Source organism: Mycobacterium sp. NTMscope_Eco_3, from assembly GCF_976985685.1.
Genome location: NZ_CDRJYZ010000001.1, coordinates 4,696,511 through 4,718,739, shown reverse-complemented (window position 1 = coordinate 4,718,739; position 22,229 = coordinate 4,696,511). Strand labels below are relative to the sequence as shown.

24 protein-coding genes are annotated in these 22,229 nt (G+C 67.1%); 15 read left to right on the top strand and 9 right to left on the bottom strand.

All coding sequences use genetic code 11. From position 1 onward, the window contains the following. Nucleotides 1–55: 55 nt before the first annotated feature. Nucleotides 56–739, top strand: coding sequence for a two-component sensory transduction protein RegX (gene regX, locus AC0KTM_RS21830; RefSeq protein WP_225328778.1), 684 nt, complete (start codon nucleotides 56–58; stop codon nucleotides 737–739). A gap of 3 nt (nucleotides 740–742) precedes the next feature. Here the strand turns inward: regX and AC0KTM_RS21825 are convergent, their stop codons facing one another. Next, nucleotides 743–1,546 (bottom strand): DUF3109 family protein, encoded by an 804-nt coding sequence (locus tag AC0KTM_RS21825; RefSeq protein ID WP_225328779.1) that lies wholly within the window; start codon nucleotides 1,544–1,546, stop codon nucleotides 743–745. 119 nt (nucleotides 1,547–1,665) lie between these two features. Here AC0KTM_RS21825 and AC0KTM_RS21820 point away from each other — a divergent pair, with 119 nt between their 5' ends. From AC0KTM_RS21820 to AC0KTM_RS21780, 9 genes are all read left to right on the top strand, one after another. After that, complete coding sequence (locus AC0KTM_RS21820) at nucleotides 1,666–2,682, top strand: Ppx/GppA family phosphatase (RefSeq protein ID WP_225328780.1); 1,017 nt, start codon at nucleotides 1,666–1,668, stop codon at nucleotides 2,680–2,682. Beyond that, nucleotides 2,679–3,641, top strand: a complete 963-nt coding sequence (locus tag AC0KTM_RS21815; protein ID WP_225328781.1) for a hypothetical protein — start codon at nucleotides 2,679–2,681, stop codon at nucleotides 3,639–3,641. The genes AC0KTM_RS21820 and AC0KTM_RS21815 overlap by 4 nt, the downstream gene beginning before the upstream one ends. A 15-nt stretch (nucleotides 3,642–3,656) precedes the next feature. Continuing rightward, nucleotides 3,657–4,499 carry a sugar phosphate isomerase/epimerase family protein gene (locus AC0KTM_RS21810; protein WP_238956921.1) on the top strand — a complete coding sequence of 281 codons (843 nt, stop codon included), beginning with the start codon at nucleotides 3,657–3,659 and terminating at the stop codon, nucleotides 4,497–4,499. Between the two features lie 25 nt (nucleotides 4,500–4,524). Then, nucleotides 4,525–5,361, top strand: coding sequence for a thioesterase family protein (locus tag AC0KTM_RS21805; RefSeq protein ID WP_225328783.1), 837 nt, complete (start codon nucleotides 4,525–4,527; stop codon nucleotides 5,359–5,361). Nucleotides 5,362–5,388: 27 nt separating this feature from the next. Next, on the top strand, nucleotides 5,389–6,264 hold the full coding sequence (gene proC, locus AC0KTM_RS21800) for a pyrroline-5-carboxylate reductase (RefSeq protein WP_225328784.1): 876 nt from the start codon (nucleotides 5,389–5,391) through the stop codon (nucleotides 6,262–6,264). A 139-nt stretch (nucleotides 6,265–6,403) separates the two neighbouring features. After that, nucleotides 6,404–6,661: a cell division/environmental response transcriptional regulator gene (locus AC0KTM_RS21795; RefSeq protein WP_067164836.1), complete on the top strand. Its 258-nt coding sequence runs from the start codon at nucleotides 6,404–6,406 to the stop codon at nucleotides 6,659–6,661. A 147-nt stretch (nucleotides 6,662–6,808) separates the two neighbouring features. Then, a complete protein-coding gene (locus AC0KTM_RS21790) occupies nucleotides 6,809–6,910 on the top strand; it encodes a 30S ribosomal protein bS22 (RefSeq protein WP_003402602.1) in 102 nt (33 codons plus the stop codon). A 107-nt stretch (nucleotides 6,911–7,017) separates the two neighbouring features. Continuing rightward, nucleotides 7,018–8,145, top strand: a complete 1,128-nt coding sequence (locus AC0KTM_RS21785; RefSeq protein WP_225328785.1) for an SDR family oxidoreductase — start codon at nucleotides 7,018–7,020, stop codon at nucleotides 8,143–8,145. Beyond that, nucleotides 8,127–9,215 carry a lysophospholipid acyltransferase family protein gene (locus tag AC0KTM_RS21780; protein WP_225328786.1) on the top strand — a complete coding sequence of 363 codons (1,089 nt, stop codon included), beginning with the start codon at nucleotides 8,127–8,129 and terminating at the stop codon, nucleotides 9,213–9,215. The genes AC0KTM_RS21785 and AC0KTM_RS21780 overlap by 19 nt, the downstream gene beginning before the upstream one ends. A gap of 82 nt (nucleotides 9,216–9,297) precedes the next feature. On the opposite strand, the gene AC0KTM_RS21775 is transcribed toward AC0KTM_RS21780, so the two are convergent. The 8 genes from AC0KTM_RS21775 to AC0KTM_RS21740 form a co-directional block, all read right to left on the bottom strand. Continuing rightward, nucleotides 9,298–10,224 (bottom strand): cyclopropane mycolic acid synthase family methyltransferase, encoded by a 927-nt coding sequence (locus tag AC0KTM_RS21775; RefSeq protein WP_225328787.1) that lies wholly within the window; start codon nucleotides 10,222–10,224, stop codon nucleotides 9,298–9,300. Then, entirely contained in the window at nucleotides 10,225–10,746 is a 522-nt protein-coding gene (locus AC0KTM_RS21770; protein WP_225328788.1) for an FAS1-like dehydratase domain-containing protein, read from the bottom strand. 44 nt (nucleotides 10,747–10,790) lie between these two features. Next, nucleotides 10,791–11,699, bottom strand: a complete 909-nt coding sequence (locus AC0KTM_RS21765; RefSeq protein ID WP_225328789.1) for an HAD family hydrolase — start codon at nucleotides 11,697–11,699, stop codon at nucleotides 10,791–10,793. A gap of 277 nt (nucleotides 11,700–11,976) precedes the next feature. Further along, nucleotides 11,977–12,192 carry a hypothetical protein gene (locus tag AC0KTM_RS21760; protein WP_225328790.1) on the bottom strand — a complete coding sequence of 72 codons (216 nt, stop codon included), beginning with the start codon at nucleotides 12,190–12,192 and terminating at the stop codon, nucleotides 11,977–11,979. 768 nt (nucleotides 12,193–12,960) lie between these two features. Further along, entirely contained in the window at nucleotides 12,961–13,491 is a 531-nt protein-coding gene (locus tag AC0KTM_RS21755; RefSeq protein WP_472416657.1) for a hypothetical protein, read from the bottom strand. 108 nt (nucleotides 13,492–13,599) lie between these two features. Then, nucleotides 13,600–16,182, bottom strand: a complete 2,583-nt coding sequence (locus AC0KTM_RS21750) for a TNT domain-containing protein (RefSeq protein ID WP_472416655.1) — start codon at nucleotides 16,180–16,182, stop codon at nucleotides 13,600–13,602. A 4-nt stretch (nucleotides 16,183–16,186) separates the two neighbouring features. Next, complete coding sequence (locus AC0KTM_RS21745; RefSeq protein ID WP_225328793.1) at nucleotides 16,187–16,477, bottom strand: WXG100 family type VII secretion target; 291 nt, start codon at nucleotides 16,475–16,477, stop codon at nucleotides 16,187–16,189. Then, nucleotides 16,470–16,778, bottom strand: coding sequence for a WXG100 family type VII secretion target (locus AC0KTM_RS21740; RefSeq protein WP_472416653.1), 309 nt, complete (start codon nucleotides 16,776–16,778; stop codon nucleotides 16,470–16,472). The genes AC0KTM_RS21745 and AC0KTM_RS21740 overlap by 8 nt, the downstream gene beginning before the upstream one ends. A gap of 59 nt (nucleotides 16,779–16,837) precedes the next feature. Here AC0KTM_RS21740 and AC0KTM_RS21735 point away from each other — a divergent pair, with 59 nt between their 5' ends. From AC0KTM_RS21735 to hemB, 5 genes are all read left to right on the top strand, one after another. After that, the gene (locus tag AC0KTM_RS21735; protein WP_225328795.1) at nucleotides 16,838–17,107 is read left to right on the top strand and encodes a glutaredoxin family protein; all 270 of its coding nucleotides are present in this window, start codon (nucleotides 16,838–16,840) and stop codon (nucleotides 17,105–17,107) included. Between the two features lie 115 nt (nucleotides 17,108–17,222). Further along, on the top strand, nucleotides 17,223–18,593 hold the full coding sequence (locus tag AC0KTM_RS21730; protein ID WP_238956919.1) for a glutamyl-tRNA reductase: 1,371 nt from the start codon (nucleotides 17,223–17,225) through the stop codon (nucleotides 18,591–18,593). Between the two features lie 13 nt (nucleotides 18,594–18,606). Beyond that, on the top strand, nucleotides 18,607–19,554 hold the full coding sequence (gene hemC / locus AC0KTM_RS21725) for a hydroxymethylbilane synthase (protein WP_225328821.1): 948 nt from the start codon (nucleotides 18,607–18,609) through the stop codon (nucleotides 19,552–19,554). A gap of 23 nt (nucleotides 19,555–19,577) precedes the next feature. Continuing rightward, nucleotides 19,578–21,236: a bifunctional uroporphyrinogen-III C-methyltransferase/uroporphyrinogen-III synthase gene (locus AC0KTM_RS21720; RefSeq protein ID WP_225328797.1), complete on the top strand. Its 1,659-nt coding sequence runs from the start codon at nucleotides 19,578–19,580 to the stop codon at nucleotides 21,234–21,236. Further along, nucleotides 21,236–22,216 carry a porphobilinogen synthase gene (gene hemB, locus AC0KTM_RS21715; RefSeq protein ID WP_472416651.1) on the top strand — a complete coding sequence of 327 codons (981 nt, stop codon included), beginning with the start codon at nucleotides 21,236–21,238 and terminating at the stop codon, nucleotides 22,214–22,216. Before AC0KTM_RS21720 ends, hemB begins: the two co-directional genes overlap by 1 nt. Nucleotides 22,217–22,229: the final 13 nt, after the last annotated feature.

The window sequence follows — 22,229 nt, the reverse complement described above, 5'->3', positions numbered from 1 at the left end:
TCATGACCCGCGCGTATGACGATGCAGAGCGTAGCGATGAGGAGGAATCGCGCTCATGACCAGTGTGCTGATCGTGGAGGACGAGGAGTCGCTGGCCGATCCGCTGGCGTTCCTGCTCCGCAAGGAGGGCTTCGAGGCCACCGTGGTGACCGACGGGTCGGCGGCGCTCGCCGAGTTCGACCGAGCCGGCGCCGACATCGTGCTGCTCGACCTCATGCTGCCCGGAATGTCGGGCACCGACGTCTGCAAGCAGCTGCGCGCGCGTTCCAGCGTGCCGGTGATCATGGTGACCGCCCGCGACAGTGAGATCGACAAGGTCGTCGGTCTCGAGTTGGGCGCGGATGACTATGTGACCAAGCCCTATTCGGCGCGTGAGCTGATCGCGCGGATCCGGGCGGTGCTACGCCGCGGCGGCGACGACGAGTCCGAGATCAGCGACGGCGTGCTCGAGTCCGGCCCGGTGCGGATGGATGTCGAACGCCACGTCGTGTCGGTCAACGGTGACGCGATCACCTTGCCGCTCAAGGAATTCGACTTGCTCGAGTACCTGATGCGCAACAGCGGCCGGGTGCTGACCCGCGGGCAGCTGATCGATCGGGTGTGGGGTGCGGACTACGTCGGCGACACCAAGACGCTCGACGTCCACGTCAAGCGCCTGCGGTCCAAGATCGAAGCCGACCCGGCCAACCCGGTGCACCTGGTGACGGTGCGGGGCCTGGGCTACAAGCTGGAAGGCTAGCGGCTACTCGGCGATGCGAGTCGCCGGGTGCACCGCGATAAGCCCTAACTTGCTGCGGCGCTTGCACATTGCGGCCAGCTCCGCGTAGGCCTTGCTGCCCAGCAGCTCGGTGAGTTCGTCGGCCAGGCTTTCCCACACCTGCTTGGCGCCGACGTGAGCGGCCGGGTCGCCGGTACAGTACCAGTGCAGGTCGGCGCCCCCGGAACCCCAGCCGCGGCGGTCGTATTCGGTGACCCAGGTCTTGAGGATCTCGGTGCCGTCGGGCCGGGTCACCCACTCCTGGCTGCGGCGGATCGGCAACTGCCAGCAGACATCCGGCTTCATGGTCAGCGGCGGCACACCGAGCTTGAGCGCCTTGCTGTGCAGCGCGCAGCCGACCCCGCCCGCGAAACCGGGGCGGTTCAGGAAGATGCACGCATCCTTGTGCTTGCGGGTGCGGTACTGCGGTTGGCCCTCGTGCTCGTCGAGCTCCAGATATCCCTTGCGGCCCAAGCCTTTTTCGCGGTACTGCCAGTCGGCGGCGGTCAGCTTTTTCACCGCGTCGTCCAGGCGGGCGCGGTCGTCGTCGTCGGACAGGAATGCGCCGTGCGAGCAGCACCCGTCGTCCGGGCGGCCCTCCACCGTGCCCCGGCAGGCCGGAGTGCCGAACACGCACGTCCACCGCGAGAGCAGCCAGGTCAGGTCGGCGGCGATCAGATGCTCGGGGTTGTCGGGGTCGTAGAACTCCACCCATTCGCGGGCGAAATCCAGTTCGACCTCTTGGCCCGGCGCTACCGGTTCCGGGTGCGAATTCGCCACGGAGTCCACGTTAGACCACATTTCGGCGCAGCCGAGCCGCTGACACTCGCGGCCCGTATGGCCGTGATCACGGTGGGTTAACCGGGTCGCGCAAGAGCCCGGCGGCCAGGCCCGGTTAGGTTGTCTACGTGCGATTGGGCGTTCTCGACGTGGGCAGCAACACGGTGCATCTCCTGGTGGTCGATGCCCACCGGGGCGGTCATCCGACGCCGATGAGTTCGACGAAGGCCACCCTGCGGCTGGCCGAGGCCACCGACAGCGCCGGCAAGATCACCAAACGTGGCGCCGAAAAGCTGATCTCCACCATCGACGAATTCGCCAAGATCGCCGACAGTTCGGGCTGCGAGGAGCTGATGGCCTTCGCCACCTCGGCGGTCCGGGACGCCGGCAACTCCGAGGACGTGCTGAGCCGGGTGCGCAAGGAGACCGGCGTCGAGTTGCGGGTGCTGACCGGTGTCGACGAGTCGCGGCTGACCTTCTTGGCGGTGCGGCGCTGGTACGGCTGGAGCGCGGGACGGATCATCAACCTCGACATCGGTGGCGGTTCGCTGGAGATGTCCAGCGGCCTGGACGAGGAGCCCGAGGTCGCGATGTCGCTGCCGCTGGGCGCCGGCCGGCTGACCCGCGAATGGCTGCCCGACGACCCACCCGGGCGGCGCCGGGTGGCGATGCTGCGGGATTGGCTGGACGCCGAGCTCGCGGAAGCCAGCGCGAAGATCCTCGATGCCGGCAGTCCCGACCTGGCGGTGGCGACGTCGAAGACGTTCCGCTCGCTCGCGCGGCTCACCGGCGCGGCCCCGTCGGGGGCCGGGCCGCGGGTCAAGAGGACGCTGACAGCAAACGGCCTCAGGCAACTCATATCTTTCATCTCTAGGATGACGACCGCTGACCGGGCGGAACTGGAAGGAGTGAGCGCCGAGCGCGCCCCGCAGATTGTGGCGGGTGCGCTGGTGGCGGAGGCGAGCATGCGAGCGCTGTCGATTGAAGTGGTGGATATTTGCCCGTGGGCATTACGGGAAGGTCTCATTCTGCGCAAACTCGACAGTGAAGCCGACGGAACTGCCCTCATGGGCCCGTCGGTGCGTAATGCTGGAGGTCAGGTAGTTGATCGGAATCAGCACCGATCGAGAGGCGACAAACCATGACCGGACCGCACTCCGAGACCGAAAGCCCGGGCACTCGGCCGATCTCGGTGGCCGAATTGCTGGCCAGAAACGGAACCATCGGCGCCCCGGCGGTCACCCGTCGGCGCCGCCGTCGCCGCGGTGACAGCGACGCGGTGACCGTCGCCGAGCTCACCGGCGAAATCCCCGTGGTGAGTGACGACGACGACGTCGAACACGGCGCCACCGACACGATCGAGGCCGCCCAACCCGCCGAACCCGCCGACGACACCGAGAACGGCGTCGTCGAGCCGGTGACCGAAGACAAGCCCAAGACCGCCTACTGGTCCGAGCCCGAGCCGCGCTGGCCCAAGTCGCCGCCGCAGCCCAAGCGGACGCCGGGCCCCGAGCGCAGCGAATACCCCCGGCCGTTGGCCAACGGGACCGTCAAGCCCGGCGAACCCTCTGGCGCCGAGGACATGAGCTTTGACCCGATGGACCACTACGCCGACATCCCCGTCGACGTGATGGACTCCGACGTCCGCGAAGCCGAACCCGCGCTGGAGGACTCCGCCTACGTGCGCTCCTACCTGCAATCCTCGGGCTCGTTGGAGGAGGACGAGGACGCCGCCGGCGCGGGGTCGCTGACCGCCGGACTGCTCGGCGACGAGGAGCACCTCGAGGGCGAAGACGGGCACGTCGAGGGCGCGGACGCTCACCCGGCGCCGGGCAGGCTCGACTCGCTGTGGCGGGGCGCCGTGGTGGTGCTCCAGTCGATCCTGGCGGTCGCATTCGGCGGCGGGTTGTTCGTGGCCTTCGACCAGCTGTGGCGCTGGAACAGCATCGTGGCGTTGGTGCTCTCGGTGCTGGTCATCCTCGGCCTGGTGGTGGGGGTGCGGGTGGTCCGCAAGACCGAGGACATCGCCAGCACGTTGATCGCGGTCGCGGTGGGTGCGCTGATCACCCTGGGGCCGCTGGCGCTGTCGTTGCAGTCGGGCTAGCGGCGCCCACAGCCAGTGCGCCCAGCCATCAAAGTCGGCCTCTCCACGGCTTCGGTGTACCCGTTGCGGGCCGAGGCCGCGTTCGAGTACGCGGCCCGGCTGGGGTATGACGGCGTCGAGCTGATGGTCTGGGCCGAGTCGGCGAGCCAGGACGTCGCGGCCGTCAAGAAGCTGTCCCGGCGCTATCGCGTCCCCGTGTTGTCGGTGCACGCGCCGTGCCTGCTGATCTCGCAACGGGTGTGGGGTCCCAATCCGATCCCCAAGCTGGACCGCAGCGTGCGCGTCGCCGAACAGCTGGGCGCGCAGACCGTCGTCGTGCATCCGCCGTTTCGCTGGCAGCGGCGCTACGCCGAGGGGTTCAGCGACCAGGTGGCCAAACTGGAAGCGTCGAGCGACGTGATGGTCGCGGTCGAGAACATGTTCCCGTTCCGGGCGGACCGGCTTTTTGGGGCCGGTCAGTCGCTGGAACGGATGCGCCGGCGCGGCGGCGGCCCCGGTGCGGCGATTTCCGCGTTCGCGCCCTCCTACGACCCGCTCGACGGCAACCACGCCCACTACACGCTGGACCTGTCCCACACCGCGACCGCAGGCACCGATTCCCTGGACATGGCGCAGCGGATGGGGGCGGGGCTGGTGCATCTGCACCTGTGCGACGGCAACGGGCTGCCCGCCGACGAGCATCTGGTGCCGGGACGCGGCACACAACCCACCGTCGAGCTGTGCCAGATGCTGGCCGCCAGCCATTTCGCCGGGCACGTCATCCTGGAGGTGTCGACGTCCGGCGCGCGTTCGGCCAATGAGCGCGAAGCCATGCTCGCCGAGTCGCTGCAGTTCGCCCGCACGCATCTGCTGCGCTGATCATTCAGGAGACCCGCGAAAGTCCATGAGCGCGTTATTCACCACCGCAATGTCGTTGCGGGAGGCCGGTTCCGGCGTCTACGAAGGAGAGCTCGACAAGCGCTGGACCATCGGTCCCAAGGTGCACGGCGGCGCGATGCTGGCCCTGTGCGCCAACGCCGCGCGCACCGCCTGCGGCGGGCCGTCGGCCGGGCCGGTCCTGCAGCCGGTCGCAGTGTCGGCGAGCTTCCTGTGGGCGCCCGATCCGGGGCCGGTGCAGTTGGTCACGTCGATCCGCAAGCGCGGCCGCCGGATCAGCGTCGTGGACGTCGAGCTCACCCAGGGTGACCGCACCGCGGTGCACGCCGTGGTCAACCTCGGCGAGCCCGAGCATTACCCTCCCGACGGCGCCGTGAAGCCGCTGCTGTCGGCCAACCCGGTGCTGGACCTGATGGCGCCCGAACCGCCCGACGACATCGAGCCGATCGGCCCCGGGCATCCGCTGGCCGGCCTGGTGCACCTGGGCGAGGGCTGCGATGTGCGGCCGGTGTTGTCGACCATGCAGGTCCGCGACGACGGGCGCCCGCCGGTGATCCAGATGTGGGCGCGCCCCCGCGGCGTGGCCCCGGACGCGCTGTTTGCGCTCATGTGCGGCGATTTGTCGGCGCCGGTGACCTTCGCGGTGGACCGCACCGGCTGGGCGCCCACCATCCAGCTCACGGCCTTTCTGCGGGGGTTGCCGGCCGACGGGTGGCTGCGCATCATCGCGACCTGCACCGAGATCGGGCACGACTGGTTCGACGAGGACCACACGGTCGTCGACAGCCTGGGGCGCCTGGTGGTGCAGGCCCGCCAGCTGGCGTTGGTCCCTGCCGCTCGCTAGCGGCCGGTGTCTGCGATGCTGTCGGGCATGGCAAGAATCGCGATCATCGGTGGCGGCAGCATCGGGGAGGCACTGCTGTCGGGTCTGCTGCGCGCCGGCCGGCAGGTCAAGGACCTGGTGGTGGTCGAGCGGGTGCCCGAGCGTGCCAAGTATCTGGCCGATACCTATTCGGTGCTGATCACCTCGGTGGCCGAGGCGGTGGAAAACGCGTCGTTCGTCGTGGTCGCGGTGAAGCCCGCCGACATCGAGTCGGTGATGTCGGAGGTCGCGCGGGCGGCCGGCGCGGCGGAGAGCGATACCGCCGAGCAGGTGTTCGTCACGGTCGCGGCCGGCGTCACCATCGCCTACTTCGAATCCAAACTCCCGGCCGGGACCCCGGTGGTGCGGGCCATGCCGAATACGGCGGCGCTGGTGGGCGCGGGGGTCACGGCCCTGGCCAAGGGCAGGTTCGTCACCCCGCCGCAGCTGGAGGGCGTCTCGGCCCTGTTCGACTCCGTGGGCGGGGTGCTGAACGTTCCCGAGGGCCAAATGGACGCCGTCACGGCGCTGTCGGGCTCCGGTCCGGCGTATTTCTTCCTGATGGTCGAGGCCCTCATCGACGCCGGCGTCGCGGCGGGCCTGAGCCGCGAGGTGGCCGGCGACTTGACCGCGCAGACCATGGCCGGCGCGGCGGCGATGCTGCTGGAACGGATGGACGCCGACCGTCGGCTCGGCGAGCTCGAGGCGCCCGGCATGCGGGTGGACGCCACCGCGACGCAGCTGCGGGCGACGGTGACCTCGCCCGGCGGGACCACGGCGGCGGCGCTGCGCGAGCTGGAACGGGGAGGCCTGCGAGCGGCCGTCGACGCGGCGGTTCAGGCCGCGAAAATGCGCTCTGAGCAGCTAAGAATTACATCAGAGTAATCCAAGTTTTTTGAACTGATTGTCCCCCACCAGTACCAGTAACCCCATCAGTCCCGCTATTCTCCTCTTTGTAAGCACGTGTGGGTGCCAGCGGAGGGGAAGCCGCTGGCATGCGCGTGCCTGACACGATTGGGTTGCGATGACGTCTACGAATGGGCCATCAACGCGAGATTCTGCAGGTAAGCCACGGGATACCAGTTCCGTCGATGGCCAGCAGGGCAGGACGCAATTCCTCACCGTCGCCGAGGTGGCGGCGTTGATGCGGGTGTCCAAGATGACGGTCTACCGGTTGGTGCACAACGGTGAACTGCCCGCGGTTCGGGTGGGCCGGTCCTTCCGGGTGCACGCCAAGGCCGTCCACGACATGCTCGAGACGTCCTACTTCGACGCCGGCTGACCCGAACCGGTGGCCGCTTTCGGGCGGCTGCTGGCTTCGCGGTTGCGCGCCGATCAGGCGACGCCGGTTTGGCGTTGGGTGCGTCCGGCTGGGTAAAGTGACCGGGTCCAATCTTTGAAGCAGGTCTCGGTCTAGATAGCGGAGTTCATGGGTTCAGTAATCAAGAAGCGGCGCAAGCGTATGTCGAAGAAGAAGCACCGCAAGCTGCTGCGTCGCACCCGGGTGCAGCGCAGAAAACTCGGCAAGTAACCCCCGCTGCGGCCTTCCTAAGGCCGTCATAAGGCCACCGTAAAAAGGCCCTAACTGGTCGCAACGCGCCATAGTGCGGCCGTCTCGCCGACGGCTAGGCTGTTCGGGTGGATGCGTCGAATGGGGAGAACACCGGGCCGGACGACACCTCCGGCAATGCGGCGCATTACCCCAAAATCGTGCTGGTCACCGGTGCCTGCCGGTTTCTGGGCGGCTACCTGACGGCTCGGCTCGCGCAGAACCCGATGATCAAAGGCGTCATCGCGGTGGACGCGATCGCCCCCAGCAAAGACATGCTGCGCCGCATGGGACGCGCCGAGTTCGTCCGCGCTGACATCCGTAATCCCTTTATTGCCAAGGTGATTCGCAACGGCGACGTCGACACGGTGGTGCACGCGGCGGCCGCGTCGTACGCGCCGCGCTCCGGCGGCACCGCGGCGCTCAAAGAGATCAACGTGATGGGCGCGATGCAGCTGTTCGCGGCCTGTCAAAAGGCCCCCTCGGTGCGCCGCGTGGTGCTCAAGTCGACGTCGGAGGTGTACGGCTCGAGCGCCCACGATCCTGTGATGTTCACCGAGGACAGCACCAGCCGTCGGCCCTTCCGCGACGGTTTCGCCAAGGACAGCCTCGACATCGAAGCCTATGCGCGCGGATTGGGGCGGCGCCGGCCCGACATCGCCGTGACGATCTTGCGGCTGGCCAACATGATCGGTCCGGCGATGGACACGACGTTGTCGCGTTATCTCGCCGGGCCTTTGGTGCCGACGATGTTCGGCCGCGGCGCCCGGCTGCAGTTGCTGCACGAGCAGGACGCCCTCGGTGCGCTCGAGCGCGCGGCCATGGCCGGCAAGGCGGGCACGTTCAACATCGGCGCCGACGGCATCATCATGCTGTCGCAGGCGATCCGTCGGGCGGGCCGGATCCCTTTGCCCGTACCGGGTTTCGGCGTTTGGGCGCTGGATTCGCTGCGCCGCGCCAACCGCTACAACGAGATCAGCCGCGATCAGTTTGATTATTTGAGTTACGGCCGCGTCATGGACACCAGCCGGATGCGCTCAGAACTCAACTACCAGCCGAAATGGACGACGGCGGAGGCCTTCGACGACTACGTTCGCGGCCGAGGCCTGACTCCCATAATCGACCCAGATCGGGTACGCTCCTTGGAAGGTCGCGCCATATCTCTAGCCCAGCGCTGGGGTAGCCGAAATCCAATTCCGTGGGGTGGGGTCAGGTAGGTATCGTGGCGGGTGAAACCAGAGCGAATGTCATTCCACTGCATACGAATCGGGGCCGGGTAGCAGCGCGCCGGAGAGCCGATCAACGAGCAGAGTCAGCCCGCCAGCACCCGTCGTTGTTGACCGATCCGAGCGGCCGCGCGTCGGCGGAGCAGATCGCCGCGGTGGTTCGCGAAATCGACGAGCACCGCCGTGCCACGGGGGCATCGTCCGGCGAGGCGCCGCTGAATGAGCTGGCGCAGCGCGTCGCGTCGGTCGCCGGATTCCTGCGCCAGCGGCTGACGGGTGACTACAGTGTCGACGAGTTCGGCTTCGATCCGCACTTCAACAGCGCGATCGTCCGGCCGCTGCTGCGGCTGTTCTTCCGGTCCTGGTTCCGGGTCGAGGTGAGCGGGATCGAGAACCTGCCCGCCGACGGCGCCGCGTTGGTGGTCGCCAATCACGCCGGGGTGTTGCCGTTCGACGGGTTGATGTTGTCGGTGGCGGTGCACGACGAGCATCGCGCGCATCGTGAGCTGCGGCTGCTCGCCGCCGACATGGTGTTCGACCTGCCCGTGGTGGGCGAGGCGGCCCGCAAGGCCGGCCACACCATGGCCTGCACGACGGACGCGCACCGACTGCTCGCCGCCGGCGAGCTCACCGCCGTGTTCCCGGAGGGCTACAAGGGGCTGGGGAAGCGGTTCGAGGACCGCTACCGGCTGCAGCGGTTCGGCCGCGGCGGGTTCGTCACCGCCGCGCTGCGGACCAAGGCGCCGATCATCCCCTGCTCGATCATCGGGTCCGAAGAGATCTACCCGATGCTGACGGACGTCAAGCTGCTGGCGCGGCTGTTCGGGCTGCCGTACTTCCCGATCACGCCGCTGTTCCCGTTGGCCGGGCCCGTGGGCCTGGTGCCGCTGCCGTCGAAATGGCACATCGCGTTCGGTGAGCCGATTTACACCGACGACTATGCGGCCTCCGACGCCGACGACCCGATGGTCACCTTCGAGCTGACCGATCAGGTGCGCGAGACCATCCAGCAGACGCTGTACCGGTTGCTGGCCGGCCGTCGCAACATCTTCTTCGGCTGAGCCTTTTCCCGCTGAGCCGCGGGGGCCAAAAGGAAACGCCACCACGGAAATCCGTGGTGGCGTTGACCTTTGAAGACGTCGGCTACTTCACCATGGTGAACTGGCAGACGTTCGTGTAGCCGTCGCGGAACAGGTCCGAGCAGCCCCGCAAGTACTTCAAGTAGATGTCGTAGGTCTCCTGCCCCTTCAGGGCAATCGCCTCTTCCTTGTGCGCCTCGAGCGCATCGCCCCAGGCGGTCAGCGTCGGCACGTAGTTCTTGCCGATGAAGTGGTGCCGCTCGATCTTGAAACCCGCGTCCGTCGCGTACCTGTCGACCAGGTCGACCTGGGGCAACTTTCCGCCCGGGTAGATCTCCTTCAAGATGAAGCTGATGAACCGGAGCAGGGTCATGTTGACCTTCAACCCCATCGCGTTGCCCTCTTCGCGGCTGGGGACCACGATCGAGTGCAGCAGCATGCGGCCGTCGTCGGGCAGCAGGTCGTAGTACTTCTTGAAGAAGGTGGCGTAGCGCTCGTACCCGGCGTCACCGGCGCCGTCGGCGAAGTGCTCGAACGCGCCCAGCGACACGATCCGGTCGATCGGCACGTCGCCGGGGAATTCCTCCCAGCCCTGGATCCGCACCTCTTTACGGCGGGGGCTGTCCATCTTTTCGAACTCGGCGACGCAGTGGGCGTACTGGTTCTCGCTCAGCGTCAACCCGATCACGTTGACGTCGTATTCGGCCACCGCGTGCCGCATCGTCGAGCCCCAGCCGCTGCCGATGTCGAGCAGCGTCATGCCGGGCTCGAGGTTCAGCTTGTCCAGAGCGAGCTTGCGCTTGGCGTACTGCGCCTCTTCCAGCGTCTTGGTCAGATTCTGCGGATCGGGATTCTCGTCAAAGTAGCCACAGCTGTACGTCATCGAGGGGTCAAGCCACAGCTTGAAGAATTCGTTCGACTTGTCGTAGTGGGATCGCACGGCCTCGACCGGCGGATGCAGCTGCGTTCCCGTTTCCCCCTGTGGTGACATTTACGACGCCCCTATCTTTCCTGCGGATATTGATGCAACTGCCGCGGCGGTTGCTTCGGTGTCGGCCTGGTTTGCGGCTTCCCCCAGCATTGTGACAACGCTGGTGACGATCGGCTTTCCATCGGCATCGGTCACTTCGCTGCGGATCTCCGCCAGCACGGTGCCGTGGGACTCAATGACCGAGTCTAGGTAGGTGTCGAAGTAAAGCCTATCGTGAGCCAGGATCGGGCGGTAGAACTTGAACTTCTGGTCGCGGTGGATGACCCTGGCGATGTTGATGGGGATGCTGAACTTGGTGAAGATCTCCAACTGCACGCGGCGCCCGGCAATCGCGAGGAACGTCAGCGGCGCCACCATCTCGGTGTACCCCGCCTTCCGGGATTCATTCTCGTCGAAATGCGCCGGGTGGTCGTCTTTGATCGCCTGGGCGAACTCACGGATCTTTTCGCGACCGACCTCGAAGTAGTCCGGTGCGCGGTAATGGCTGCCGATAAGTCCTTCGGCTTCTTTGGGGACTGTCATGCCGCTGTGCTCTCCGCTCGAAGATGTCTCAGCGGCGCAGCCTATCAGCGTGATTGCCGCCGAGAGGCCACCGCGGCCAGCGCACCCCCGGCCGCGCCCAGCGCCAACGCCGACGGCACCCCGATCCGCGCCGCCTTGCGGGCGGTGCGGAAGTCGCGAATCTCCCATCCGCGCTCCCGGGCCAGGGCGCGCAGGCGGGCGTCGGGATTGATGGCGACCGCGGTCCCCACCAGCGACAGCATGGGCACATCGTTGTAGCTGTCGGAGTAGGCGGTGCAGCGTTTCAGGTTGAGCCCCTCGCGAATTGCCAGCGAGCGCACCGCGTGCGCCTTGCCGGCGCCGTGCAGGATGTCACCGACCAGCCTGCCGGTGAAGACCCCGTCGACCGATTCCGCGACGGTGCCCAGCGCGCCGGTCAGGCCGAGGCGTCGCGCGATGGTCGCGGCGAGCTCGTAGGGGGTGGCGGTGATCAGCCACACCTGCTGGCCGGCGTCCAGATGCATTTGCGTCAGCTCGCGGGTGCCGGGCCAGATCTTGTCGGCGATGATCTCGTCGTAGATCTCCTCGCCCAAGGCCACCAGCTGCTCGACCGACCTGCCCTCGATGAAGGCGAGCGCCTTGCGCCGGCCCGCGGCGACGTCGTTGCTGTTCTCCTTGCCGAGGACCTGAAACTTGGCCTGGGCGTAGATGAATCCGAGGACATCGCGATAGGTGAAGTAGTTGCGCGTGGCTAACCCACGGCCGAAGTGCACCGCCGAGGAGCCCTGCACCAGGGTGTTGTCGACATCGAAGAAGGCGGCGGCGGTGAGGTCGATCGGGGGTTGCGGACGGTCCTGGCTGGCGGCGGCTTCCTGCATGCCCTCGATCGCGCGGGCCGCGCTGGCGTCCGCGCCCAGCGACTCCAGGTCGACGTAGCCGGTGTGGTCTGCGTTGACCGGGTCAAAGGAAGTCATCGCCCAACCTCCTAGATCGCTGTGTTGCCTGGTGACCCAGCGGGTGCCCGATACACAACCCTATCGGGCAGATGACGAGGGGGCGGGTATGGCTGGGTCGTCGGCTACCCGGCTGTCCGGCTGCCGGGCTGATGCCTCGGGCTGCCGGCTGCCGAACGTGACGCTGCAGTCACGTTCGACGCCGAGTGTGACTGCAGCGTCACACTCGTGGCTCGGCGGGCCCATTTGGTCGGGGCGCGATAAGACTTGTCCGTGGGCGTCGGTTCAGGAAACGAGCCTAAGCTTTCTTGTCGGGATCGAACTCGGTACCGGATGTGTCATCCCAAAATTTCGGCGAGACGTCTGTTTTGCGGTCTTCGGACGCAACCGCGTCGACTCTGGCCTGAAATTCATCGAAGCCCTTCCTTGCGCGCGCTAATTCTTCTGCCGTTGGCGCGGTAACGCCAGCTTCTTCTGGCGTCGAAAAAGTCTTACCGGCAATCTTTTTGCTCATTGGGAACTCCCGTCATGACGAGAAGGTGCGCGCGGAACAGATAGTCGGCGTTGAAACGTCCTAACTGCCCGAGCGCCGAAACTCGGCTTGGCGATAGAAGAATCCGAGGATGTCGGTAGGTGAAGTAGTTACGCGAGGCCAGCACGTGGCTGAAATGCACGCCGAGGAGCTCTGCGCCACGTGTCGTGCACGTCGAAACAGGCGGCGGCCTGACGTAGGTCGGGAGCTGCGGGCGGCCCCTGTGTGGCGGCGTCTTCCGGCTTGCCTCGATGGCGGGCCATGCTGGCGTCTGCGGCCGGCGACTCCGAGTCACTGTAACCGGAGTGGCCCGCGTTGACCGGCCAGTGGAAGCCATCGCCCGACTCCGAGATCGCTGCGCTGCCTGGCGACCCAGTGGGTGCCCGATACCCGACCTTATCGGGCAGATGGCGTGGGGGCGTTGACGTGTCCCGGGCGCGGGCGTTGAGTCGCATGGGTTCCAGCCGGCACCGTTGTCACGAGCTAGAACGTGAGGAGTGGTGCTGTCCTGGCATGCTCTTGGGACGTGCCGGTCGATCATCGAACGATTGCAGGAGGACCTGCACCTCAGCTGAAGAGTCTCAACCGGATACAGATGTTTCTTTTTCAGCCGGTGCGACCTAGATTCCGCGACAGGCGCCATAAACGTTGGCAGGCCAGGGGTTCTAATAGAAAATTCATCTGAGGACGGCTGCATGTCACAAGTCGGGACGGCGGCAGGCCTTTGCTTGTTAAGGGAGATGAGTGCCTTCAAGCGCCGGTGATGTCCCAGCTAAACCAGTCAGGTGGAATCCCCTGGCGAAGGGTTTCATCAAGTTCTTCGAAACTGAGGACGATCAGATGTGATGCTGCGACCGCATCGTGTTCGGGCATCCATCCTCTGTCGGTCGGTTCGTGGTCTACGGTAATACTCACCCGACCGGGATAACTTACAGGATCGGGTTTGGTGAGAGTTGTCCTCGGGTCCAAGCCTTCTTGGTACCAACGATAGCTTGGGGAATCGCTGTATCTTCCTGGTCGCGCTGCTTGGCTAATTAAAAAGAGCGCATACTTCTCGGCGTCCTCGAATCGGCGAAACATCCAGTAACGTTTACGCGAGCCGCGAGACTGCTTGTCGATATAGCATTGATTCTCGTCAATGAGGATATAGTAGGCAAGTTCGTAATCATCAAGGAAGCAAAGGCTCGTGGCGTCGCTCATCGTCGGGGGCCTTGTTCCCCAGTCCAGGTGCTGGTTGTGCCTTTCAGCGGTGAAGTCACCTTCCGGCAGAGGTTTGCCCATTTTGCGAAGGTAGATCTCCTGCCATGAGTACCATGACTTAATAATTCGGTGTAGCACTGGGGGGAACGCGCTAAGGTTGATATGACAATTGGTCATTTTTTGCTCCCACTAGTGATGGTATTCATTTAAAAATCCGGTGTCGACAAGCTCTTGGACACTAGCCTCCGCGCCTTCTGGCGCCACTAAAAGAAGCTGAGGCTCACCGCCTGGGTGGCCAAACCACGGCGCTGTTTTAGAAAACTCGATTTTCCAACCTGCCGGAAGACCCACTGACGCGTCAACTTTGTAAGCGTGATACAACTTCTCAAGGCTAGTGTGAGGCAACGAACGCCCCTCATACGGGGCCCCTTCGAAAGCCAGCCAGTTTCCGGTCGGACTGCCAATGCGGTCTAGCCATTTTCCATGCAACGATGCAATTTCTGAGGGAGTAAGGTCTCGGACGGTCCCCGGAATAGCGTAGGGCTTTTCCGGATCATTGACGTCCGGATATCTGAGGTTGCCGTTTTCGTCTTCAAAAAGTTCTCGATATTGGTGTTCGGAGAGTTCGCCGAATTCTTTTGCATCGGGGAAAACGTCCCTCGCCTTGGGCGGACCAATGTCGCTGCCGTCGCCATAATGGTGGTCACCGGGTGAATTGCCGTCATCGCCTGGGTGTGGGTCGTGCGACCCGTTACCGTCGCCGGTTGTATGGCCGTCCCCAGGTTGATGTGGCCCTCCGCCGTCCCCGGGCGGGTGTGGCCCTCCGCCATCACCAGGTTGGTGTGGTCCGCCACCTTCGCCGGGCGGGTGTGAACCGCCGCCAGGCGGTTCGGGCGGATGGGCAGGAGGCTCCCCGCCGTGAGGCACCTCGCCGAGGCCGGGAGGCGTTTCGGCGGGGAGGCTGCCCGCGGGGACAGAGGGAACCGACGGCGGCTCCGGCAAAGACGGCATCGATGGCATCGAAGGAGCCGAGGCCGCCGGCATCGAGGCTGCCGGGGTTGAAGCGGCGGGCGCGGCCGCTGGCGGCACCGTGGGTGGTACCCGCGTGGCAGGCTCGTGCGGCTGCGGATGGGGCGATGGTGTGGCTTCTGCGGGGGCCGATACCGGTGGCTTGCCCCCCGATTCTGGTGGGACCGCAATCGGTTTCGGTTCGCCGCTGTGAGGTGTCCCGCCGACCGGCGGCTTGGATTCGGTGGGGCTGTGCGGCAGGGGGCCGTCGGCGGGGCCCGGTGCCGGCTTGCCCGAAGGAGCTGGCGCGGGATGGCCTGGTTCCGGCGGCTTGACCTCCGGCGGTTTGACCTCCGGCGGTTTGACCTCCGGCGGTTTCACCTCCGGCGGTTTCACCTCCGGCGGCTTGATCGACGGAGGCTTGGGAATCTCGGGCGGCTTCTTCAAACCCTTCAACACATCGGCCGCCCGGCTGCCCGCTTTGCCCACCTTGGAAAGTGGTCCGCCCGGCAAGGCCAGCGTTGCCACATCGAAGAGCGATTTTCCGAGAGCCTCGGCCGGGTTTTTGCCCCACTCGTCCCAGTGGGTGACGTCCTTTCCGAGCGCTTTCCACGAGTCGGCGACTCCGGGCCCACCGTCGGGGCCCAAGCCGACCAGTGGCGCGGCCCCGGAGGCCATGCCGTACACGTCTTTGGCGTAACCGATCGGATCGGTCTGAAGCCGGTTCGGGCTGAACTTCGCGAGCTGCTCGAGAAAGTCGTAGCCCTCGATGCCGACGCCTTTGAGGGTCTGGCCGACCTGGTTGAGTGCCCTGCCGACCGGCGTCCCGTGCAAAAAGTGGTCCCACTCCTTACCCGCCCAGTGGGCCATATCTTCTGCCGCGGTGGCGGCCGCTGACATGGTGGCCTCGATCTGGCCGCCCAGCGTTTCGGCTTCATGGGAAAAGCTGTTGACCACTGTTTTGATGTCGTCGGCGATCCTCTTGATCTCGTCTTCGTCTTCATCGGTCAGCAGATCCCACACCTCTTTGATCCCGGTCAGCGGATCACAAATGCGGGACAGCAGATCCAGGATCGCCGCGTGGACCTGGTCGATCTTGGCCGCGTAGCTGTTGAGCTGCGCGGCGATCGTTTGGCATTGCCGCGCAACGCTGTTGGTGGCGCCAGACGCATCAGCCAACGCTTTGTTGATGGCGGCGGCCTCGGGAATCTGCTGCGCGGCAATGGCAGCCATCGTGCCGCCACCGGCCGCGATCTCGGTCGTCATAAAGTTGACGCCCGCAGTCGTCCACGCCGCCGCGGCCGCGCGCAACTTCGCCGAATCGCCAGTGGGCCAGATCATTCCGATATACGGCGCGACCCAGCTCCAGCCCGCCGGGGCGCCGCTGCCGGCACCCACGGCCGACGGCGGATGAGACGCCGCGGCCAGCGGCGCGGTCACCGGCGGCGTCGGCAAGCCGCCGGCGCGGCCCGTCACATCCGACATCGCCTCGGCCAGCGCATAGTTGTGGGCCGACATCCGCACGCCGTCGCCGATGCTGCACAGCCCATTGCGGGTACTGGTCATCGCCTCGATCACCTTGGCCGCCGCACCGTTGTAAGCGCGGCCCAGCGACGCACCGACCGGATCGTCACCGGCCATGCCCGCACTGCCGGCGAGCGCCGTGGTCAACGTCGAGATCACCGATCCCAACGAGACACCGGTGGAAAGTACCGTCGCGCCGGCGCGATCTAGGGCAGTCGGGTCACACGCCAGCGGCGCCATGCAGTCACGACCACATACCGAGATTCGTCGACATCGCGCCGGTGTAGTTGCCGTGCGCGGTCGTGGCGACCTTCTCGAGCTGCGCCAGCGCCTCGCGCATCATCGCCTCACCGCGCACCCAGTGCTGATGCGCCTCGGCGTGGGCCGCGGCGGCATCTCCCGACCATGTCGCGTGCAAACGCGTTACGCGAGAATCGATTTCGGCGATCATGTCTTCGGCATACCGTTGAAACGCCGCCATCCGCTGCACCGCGTCGGCCAACGCCTGCGGATCCACCCGAAACGCCTCAGCCATCGCGCACCGCCCGCTCCGCCTGGGCGGACCCGGTCTCGTTGCTCTGATACGCCCCGCCGGCCTGGCCCACCAGATGCGCCAGCATCGACAACCCGAGCTCGACCTCGCGCGCGCCCTTGTGCCACAGCTCCCACGCCGAGGCGTAGGCACCCCCGGCCGCGCCCTGCCAACCGCCCAACATCTGGCCGATCTGATCGTCGAGCTGCGACAGTTGAGCCGAAAGATGCTCGGCCGCACCGCTCAGGGAGACGGCGGCGCCCTGCATCACCACCGGATCGACCCGCACCGTGTTGTCGGCCATAGCCGGAACATAACTCCTGGTAGGCGGCCCCACAAGTCGCTAATGACACACTGATGCCCATGACCCAAGCGCCCGGCCGGCCGCAGGTGGAGTTGTTGACCCGCGACGGGTGCACCATCTGCGAGCGCCTCCACGCCCGGCTGGTCGTTTTGGCCGGTGAACTGGGCTTCGATCTGGCGACGACTGACGTCGACGCCGCGGCCGCGGAGGGCAACCCCGCGCTGCGGGCCGAGTTCGGTGACCGGCTGCCGGTGGTCCTGCTCGACGGCCGCGAACACAGCTACTGGGAGCTTGACGAGCCCCGGTTGCGCGCGGATCTCGCCCGCTGACAGGGCGGCCGGCTGGGCGCCGGGCAATTATTTGGTAGCCCAGCTGATAAACGTTTACCGTGGACAGCAGTTCAGTTACTGGAGGATGCAAGGGAGCTGGCCAGGTGATGCTGCCGTGAGCGTCTTGCTCTTCGGGGTTTCGCACCGCAGTGCGCCGGTCTCCGTCCTGGAACAACTCAGCATCGACGAGTCCGATCAAGGCAAGATCGTCGACCGGGTGTTGCAGTCGCCGCTGGTGACCGAGGCGATGGTGCTGTCGACATGCAACCGGGTCGAGGTCTATGCCGTGGTGGACGCGTTCCACGGCGGGCTCGCGGTGATCGGGCAGGTGCTGTCGGAACATTCCGGGATGTCGATGACCGACATCACCAAATACGCCTACGTCCGATACAGCGAGGCCGCCGTCGAGCACCTGTTCGCCGTGGCCAGCGGCCTGGATTCGGCGGTGATCGGCGAGCAGCAGGTGCTCGGTCAGGTGCGTCGCGCGTACGCCACCGCCGAGACGAACCGCACGGTCGGCCGGGTCCTGCACGAGCTGGCCCAGCGGGCGCTGTCGGTCGGCAAGCGGGTGCACTCCGAGACCGCGATCGACGCGGCCGGCGCCTCGGTGGTGTCGGTCGCCCTGAACATGGCCGAACGCCGGCTGGGTGGGCTGTCGGGGCGCACCGCCGTGCTGGTCGGCGCCGGGGCGATGGGCGCCCTGGCCGCGGCGCACCTGTCCCGCGCCGGCATCGCCCAGGTCCACGTGCTCAACCGGTCGCTGTCGCGGGCGCAGCGCCTGGTCCGCAAGATCCGCGAAACCGGTGTGCGGGCCGACGCGCTGCCGCTGGAACGGCTCACCGACGTCCTGGCGGGTGCCGACGTCGTCGTCAGTTGTACCGGGGCGGTGAGCCCGGTGGTCTCCCTGGCCGACGTGCACCACGCGCTCGCCGCCGCGAACCGAGACGAGACCACCGACCCGCTGGTGATCTGCGACTTGGGCATGCCGCGCGACGTCGACCCGGCGGTGGCCGGGCTGCCCGGCGTGTGGGTCGTCGATGTGGACCGCGTCCAGCATGAGCCCTCGGCCCACGCGGCCGCGGCCGACGTCAACGCCGCCCGCACCATCGTGGCCACCGAGGTTGCCGCCTACCTGGCCGGACAGCGGATGGCCGAAGTCACGCCGACGGTCACGGCGCTGCGCCAGCGCGCCGCCGATGTGGTCGAAGCGGAGCTCCTGCGCCTGGACAACCGGCTTCCCGGGCTCGCCAGCGCGCAGCGTGAAGAGGTCGCGCGCACCGTGCGGCGGGTGGTGGACAAGCTGCTGCACGCGCCGACGGTGCGCATCAAGCAGCTCGCCAGCGCCCCCGGCGGCGACAGCTACGCCGAGGCGTTGCGCGAGCTTTTCGAACTCGACCAGACCGCCGTCGACGCCGTCGCCGCGGGCGAATTGCCAGTCATCGCAAACGGTTTCGACGCGGGCACACCGCAGCAACCGGCCGAGTAACCGATTGGCGAACGTGATCCGGATAGGCACCCGGGGCAGCCTGCTGGCCACCACCCAGGCCGGGATCGTCAGAGACGCCCTCATCGCTTTGGGGCACCCGGCGGAACTGGTGACCATCACCACCGCCGGGGACCGGTCGTCGGGGCCCATCGAATCCCTCGGAGTGGGTGTCTTCACCACCGCCCTGCGCGAGGCCATGGACGAGGGCCGCGTGGACGCCGCGGTGCACTCCCATAAGGACCTGCCGACGGCCGACGATCCGAGGTTTGCTGTGGCGGCCATACCCGTGCGCAACGACCCCCGTGACGCGGTGGTAGCCCGGGACGGGCTGGTGCTCGGGGAGTTGCCACCGGGTTCGCTGGTGGGCACCTCCTCGCCGCGGCGGGCGGCACAGCTTAGAGCACTGGGTCTCGGTTTGGAAATCCGCCCCCTACGAGGCAACCTAGATACCAGGTTGAACAGGGTAAGCAGTGGTGATCTTGACGCGATCGTGGTGGCCCGGGCGGGCCTGGCCCGAATTGGGCGCCTCGATGACGTCACCGAGACGCTAGAGCCGGTGCAGATGTTGCCAGCACCGGCTCAGGGCGCGCTCGCCGTCGAATGCCGCGCCGGTGACAGCCGGTTGGCGGCAGTGCTGGCGGAGTTGGACGACGCCGACACGCGTGCGTCGGTCACCGCGGAGCGAGCCCTGTTGGCCGAACTGGAGGCCGGCTGCTCCGCACCGGTGGGCGCGATCGCTGAAGTGGTCGAGTCCATCGATGAGGAAGGCCGGATCTTCGAAGAGCTGTCGCTGCGTGGTTGCGTGGCGGCGCTGGACGGGTCCGACGTGATCCGCGCATCCGGCATCGGCACTCCCGGTCGGGCACGAGAGCTCGGGCTTTCGGTCGCCGCGGAGTTGTTCGAGCTAGGTGCCCGAGAGCTGATGCGCGGGGCGCGGGAAGACCCGACGCGAGGAAATTAAGTGCGAGTTACGTGGGAGCGACAATGACGACGCGAGGGCGTAAGCCGACACCCGGCCGCATCACGTACGTGGGCTCCGGCCCCGGTGATCCCGGACTGTTGACGGCCCGGGCCGCCACGGTGCTGACGAACGCCGCTCTGGTGTTCACCGACCCTGACGTGCCCGAGCCGGTGCTGGCGTTGATCGGCAAAGACCTGCCGCCGGTGTCCGGCCCGGCCCCCGCCGACCCGGCCGCCTCCAACGGCGACGGCGCCGACCAAGGCCAGACGCAGGCGGCGGTGATCTCCGGCGGCCCCGACATCCGCCCGGCGCTGGGTGACCCCGCCGAGGTTGCCAAGACGTTGACCCACGAGGCGCGGACGGGCGTCGACGTGGTGCGGCTGGTGGCCGGTGACCCGCTGACGGTCGACGCCGTCATCACCGAGGTCAACGCGATCGCCCGGAGCCACCTGCACATCGAGATCGTGCCGGGCCTGGCGCCCGCCAACGCCGTCCCGACGTATGCGGGGCTGCCGCTGGGCTCGTCGCACACGGTGGCCGACGTGCGTGACCCGCAGGTGGATTGGGACGCGTTGGCCGCGGCGCCCGGACCGCTGATTCTGCAGGCCACGTCGTCGCATCTGGCCGACGCGGCGCGCACCCTGATCGACCATGAGCTCGCCGAGAACACGCCGTGCGTGGTGACCGCCCAGGGCACCACCTGCCAGCAGCGTTCCATCGAGACGACGCTGCACGGGCTGACCGACTCGGCCGTGCTGGGCGGCACCGACCCGGCGGGTCCGCTGACCGGTCCGCTGGTGGTGACCATCGGCAAGACGGTGTCCAGCCGGGCGAAGCTGAACTGGTGGGAGAGCCGCGCCCTGTACGGCTGGACCGTGTTGGTGCCCCGCACCAAGGACCAGGCCGGCGAGATGAGCGAGCGGCTGACGTCCTATGGGGCGCTGCCGATCGAGGTGCCGACCATCGCCGTCGAGCCGCCACGCAGCCCCGCGCAGATGGAGCGGGCCGTCAAGGGATTGGTCGACGGCCGATTCCAGTGGGTGGTGTTCACCTCCACCAACGCGGTGCGCGCGGTGTGGGAGAAGTTCGGCGAGTTCGGTCTGGACGCACGCGCGTTCTCCGGGGTGAAGATCGCCTGCGTGGGCGAGTCGACCGCCGACCGGGTCCGGGCGTTCGGGATCAGCCCCGAGCTGGTGCCGGCCGGCGAGCAATCCTCGCTCGGTCTGCTCGACGACTTCCCGCCCTACGACAGCGTTTTCGATCCGGTCAACCGGGTCTTGCTGCCGCGGGCGGACATCGCCACCGAGACGCTGGCCGAGGGTCTGCGCGAACGCGGTTGGGAGATCGAGGATGTCACCGCCTACCGGACGGTGCGGGCCGCACCGCCGCCGGCGGAGACGCGGGAAATGATCAAGACCGGCGGGTTCGACGCGGTGTGCTTTACGTCCAGCTCCACGGTGCGCAACCTGGTCGGTATCGCCGGCAAGCCGCACGCGCGGACGATCATCGCCTGCATCGGTCCCAAGACCGCCGAGACCGCCGCCGAGTTCGGGCTGCGGGTGGATGTCCAGCCCGAGACGGCCGCGGTCGGTCCGCTGGTCGACGCTTTGGCCGAACACGCCGCGCGGTTGCGCGCCGAGGGCGCGCTCCCACCGCCGCGCAAAAAGAGCCGCAGGCGCTAGTGTCCTACCCGCGGCAGCGTCCGCGTCGGCTCCGCTCAACCCCGGCGTTGCGCCGTTTGGTCGCGCAAACGTCCCTGGAGCCAAGGCATTTGGTGCTGCCGATGTTCGTCGCCGACGGCATCGACGAACCCCGGCCGATCGCCTCCATGCCGGGGGTGGTGCAACACACCCGCGACTCGTTGCGCAGCGCGGCCGCCAGTGCCGTCGCCGCCGGGGTGGGCGGGCTGATGCTGTTCGGGGTGCCGCGCGACGAGGACAAGGACTCGGTGGGGTCGGCCGGTACCGCCCCCGACGGCGTCCTCAACGTCGCCCTGCGCGACTTGGCCAAGGACCTCGGCGAGGCCACCGTGTTGATGGCCGACACCTGCCTGGACGAGTTCACCGACCACGGCCACTGCGGCGTCCTCGACGACCGCGGCCGGGTCGACAACGACGCGACTGTGGCGCGCTACGTGAAACTTGCTGTGGCGCAAGCGGAATCGGGCGCTCATGTGGTGGGTCCGAGCGGGATGATGGATGGTCAGGTCGGCGCGATTCGCGACGGGCTGGATGCCGCCGGCCACACCGACGTGGCGATCCTGGCCTATGCCGCCAAGTTCGCCTCGGCCTTCTACGGCCCGTTCCGCGAGGCGGTCAGTTCCAGCCTGTCCGGAGACCGGCGCACCTATCAGCAGGAGCCTGGCAATTCCCGCGAGGCGCTCCGCGAAATACGGCTCGATCTGGACGAGGGCGCCGACATCGTGATGGTGAAGCCGGCATTGGGTTATCTGGACGTAGTGTCCGCGGCGGCCTCGATTTCGCCGGTGCCGGTGGCCGCCTACCAGGTGTCGGGGGAGTACGCGATGATTTGCGCTGCCGCCGCGAACAATTGGATCGACGAGCGCGCCGCGGCCCTGGAATCATTGACGAGCATCCGCCGCGCCGGAGCCGATATCGTTCTCACCTATTGGGCCGCGGATGCGGCAGGGTGGCTTTCGTGAGACGGGGCTTGCT

Excerpts from the sequence above, each read along its gene's own strand:
- AC0KTM_RS21795 (WP_067164836.1), top strand. The coding sequence starts at position 6,404 with ATGACGTCTACGAATGGGCCATCAACGCGAGATTCTGCAGGTAAGCCA.
- AC0KTM_RS21720 (WP_225328797.1), top strand. The coding sequence starts at position 19,578 with ATGACGACGCGAGGGCGTAAGCCGACACCCGGCCGCATCACGTACGTG.
- AC0KTM_RS21755 (WP_472416657.1), bottom strand. The coding sequence starts at position 13,491 with ATGGGCAAACCTCTGCCGGAAGGTGACTTCACCGCTGAAAGGCACAAC.
- AC0KTM_RS21770 (WP_225328788.1), bottom strand. The coding sequence starts at position 10,746 with ATGACAGTCCCCAAAGAAGCCGAAGGACTTATCGGCAGCCATTACCGC.
- AC0KTM_RS21735 (WP_225328795.1), top strand. The coding sequence starts at position 16,838 with ATGACCCAAGCGCCCGGCCGGCCGCAGGTGGAGTTGTTGACCCGCGAC.
- regX (WP_225328778.1), top strand. The coding sequence starts at position 56 with ATGACCAGTGTGCTGATCGTGGAGGACGAGGAGTCGCTGGCCGATCCG.
- AC0KTM_RS21805 (WP_225328783.1), top strand. The coding sequence starts at position 4,525 with ATGAGCGCGTTATTCACCACCGCAATGTCGTTGCGGGAGGCCGGTTCC.
- AC0KTM_RS21815 (WP_225328781.1), top strand. The coding sequence starts at position 2,679 with ATGACCGGACCGCACTCCGAGACCGAAAGCCCGGGCACTCGGCCGATC.
- AC0KTM_RS21790 (WP_003402602.1), top strand. The coding sequence starts at position 6,809 with ATGGGTTCAGTAATCAAGAAGCGGCGCAAGCGTATGTCGAAGAAGAAG.
- AC0KTM_RS21750 (WP_472416655.1), bottom strand. The coding sequence starts at position 16,182 with ATGGCGCCGCTGGCGTGTGACCCGACTGCCCTAGATCGCGCCGGCGCG.
- AC0KTM_RS21775 (WP_225328787.1), bottom strand. The coding sequence starts at position 10,224 with ATGTCACCACAGGGGGAAACGGGAACGCAGCTGCATCCGCCGGTCGAG.
- AC0KTM_RS21740 (WP_472416653.1), bottom strand. The coding sequence starts at position 16,778 with ATGGCCGACAACACGGTGCGGGTCGATCCGGTGGTGATGCAGGGCGCC.
- AC0KTM_RS21765 (WP_225328789.1), bottom strand. The coding sequence starts at position 11,699 with ATGACTTCCTTTGACCCGGTCAACGCAGACCACACCGGCTACGTCGAC.
- AC0KTM_RS21745 (WP_225328793.1), bottom strand. The coding sequence starts at position 16,477 with ATGGCTGAGGCGTTTCGGGTGGATCCGCAGGCGTTGGCCGACGCGGTG.
- AC0KTM_RS21760 (WP_225328790.1), bottom strand. The coding sequence starts at position 12,192 with ATGAGCAAAAAGATTGCCGGTAAGACTTTTTCGACGCCAGAAGAAGCT.
- proC (WP_225328784.1), top strand. The coding sequence starts at position 5,389 with ATGGCAAGAATCGCGATCATCGGTGGCGGCAGCATCGGGGAGGCACTG.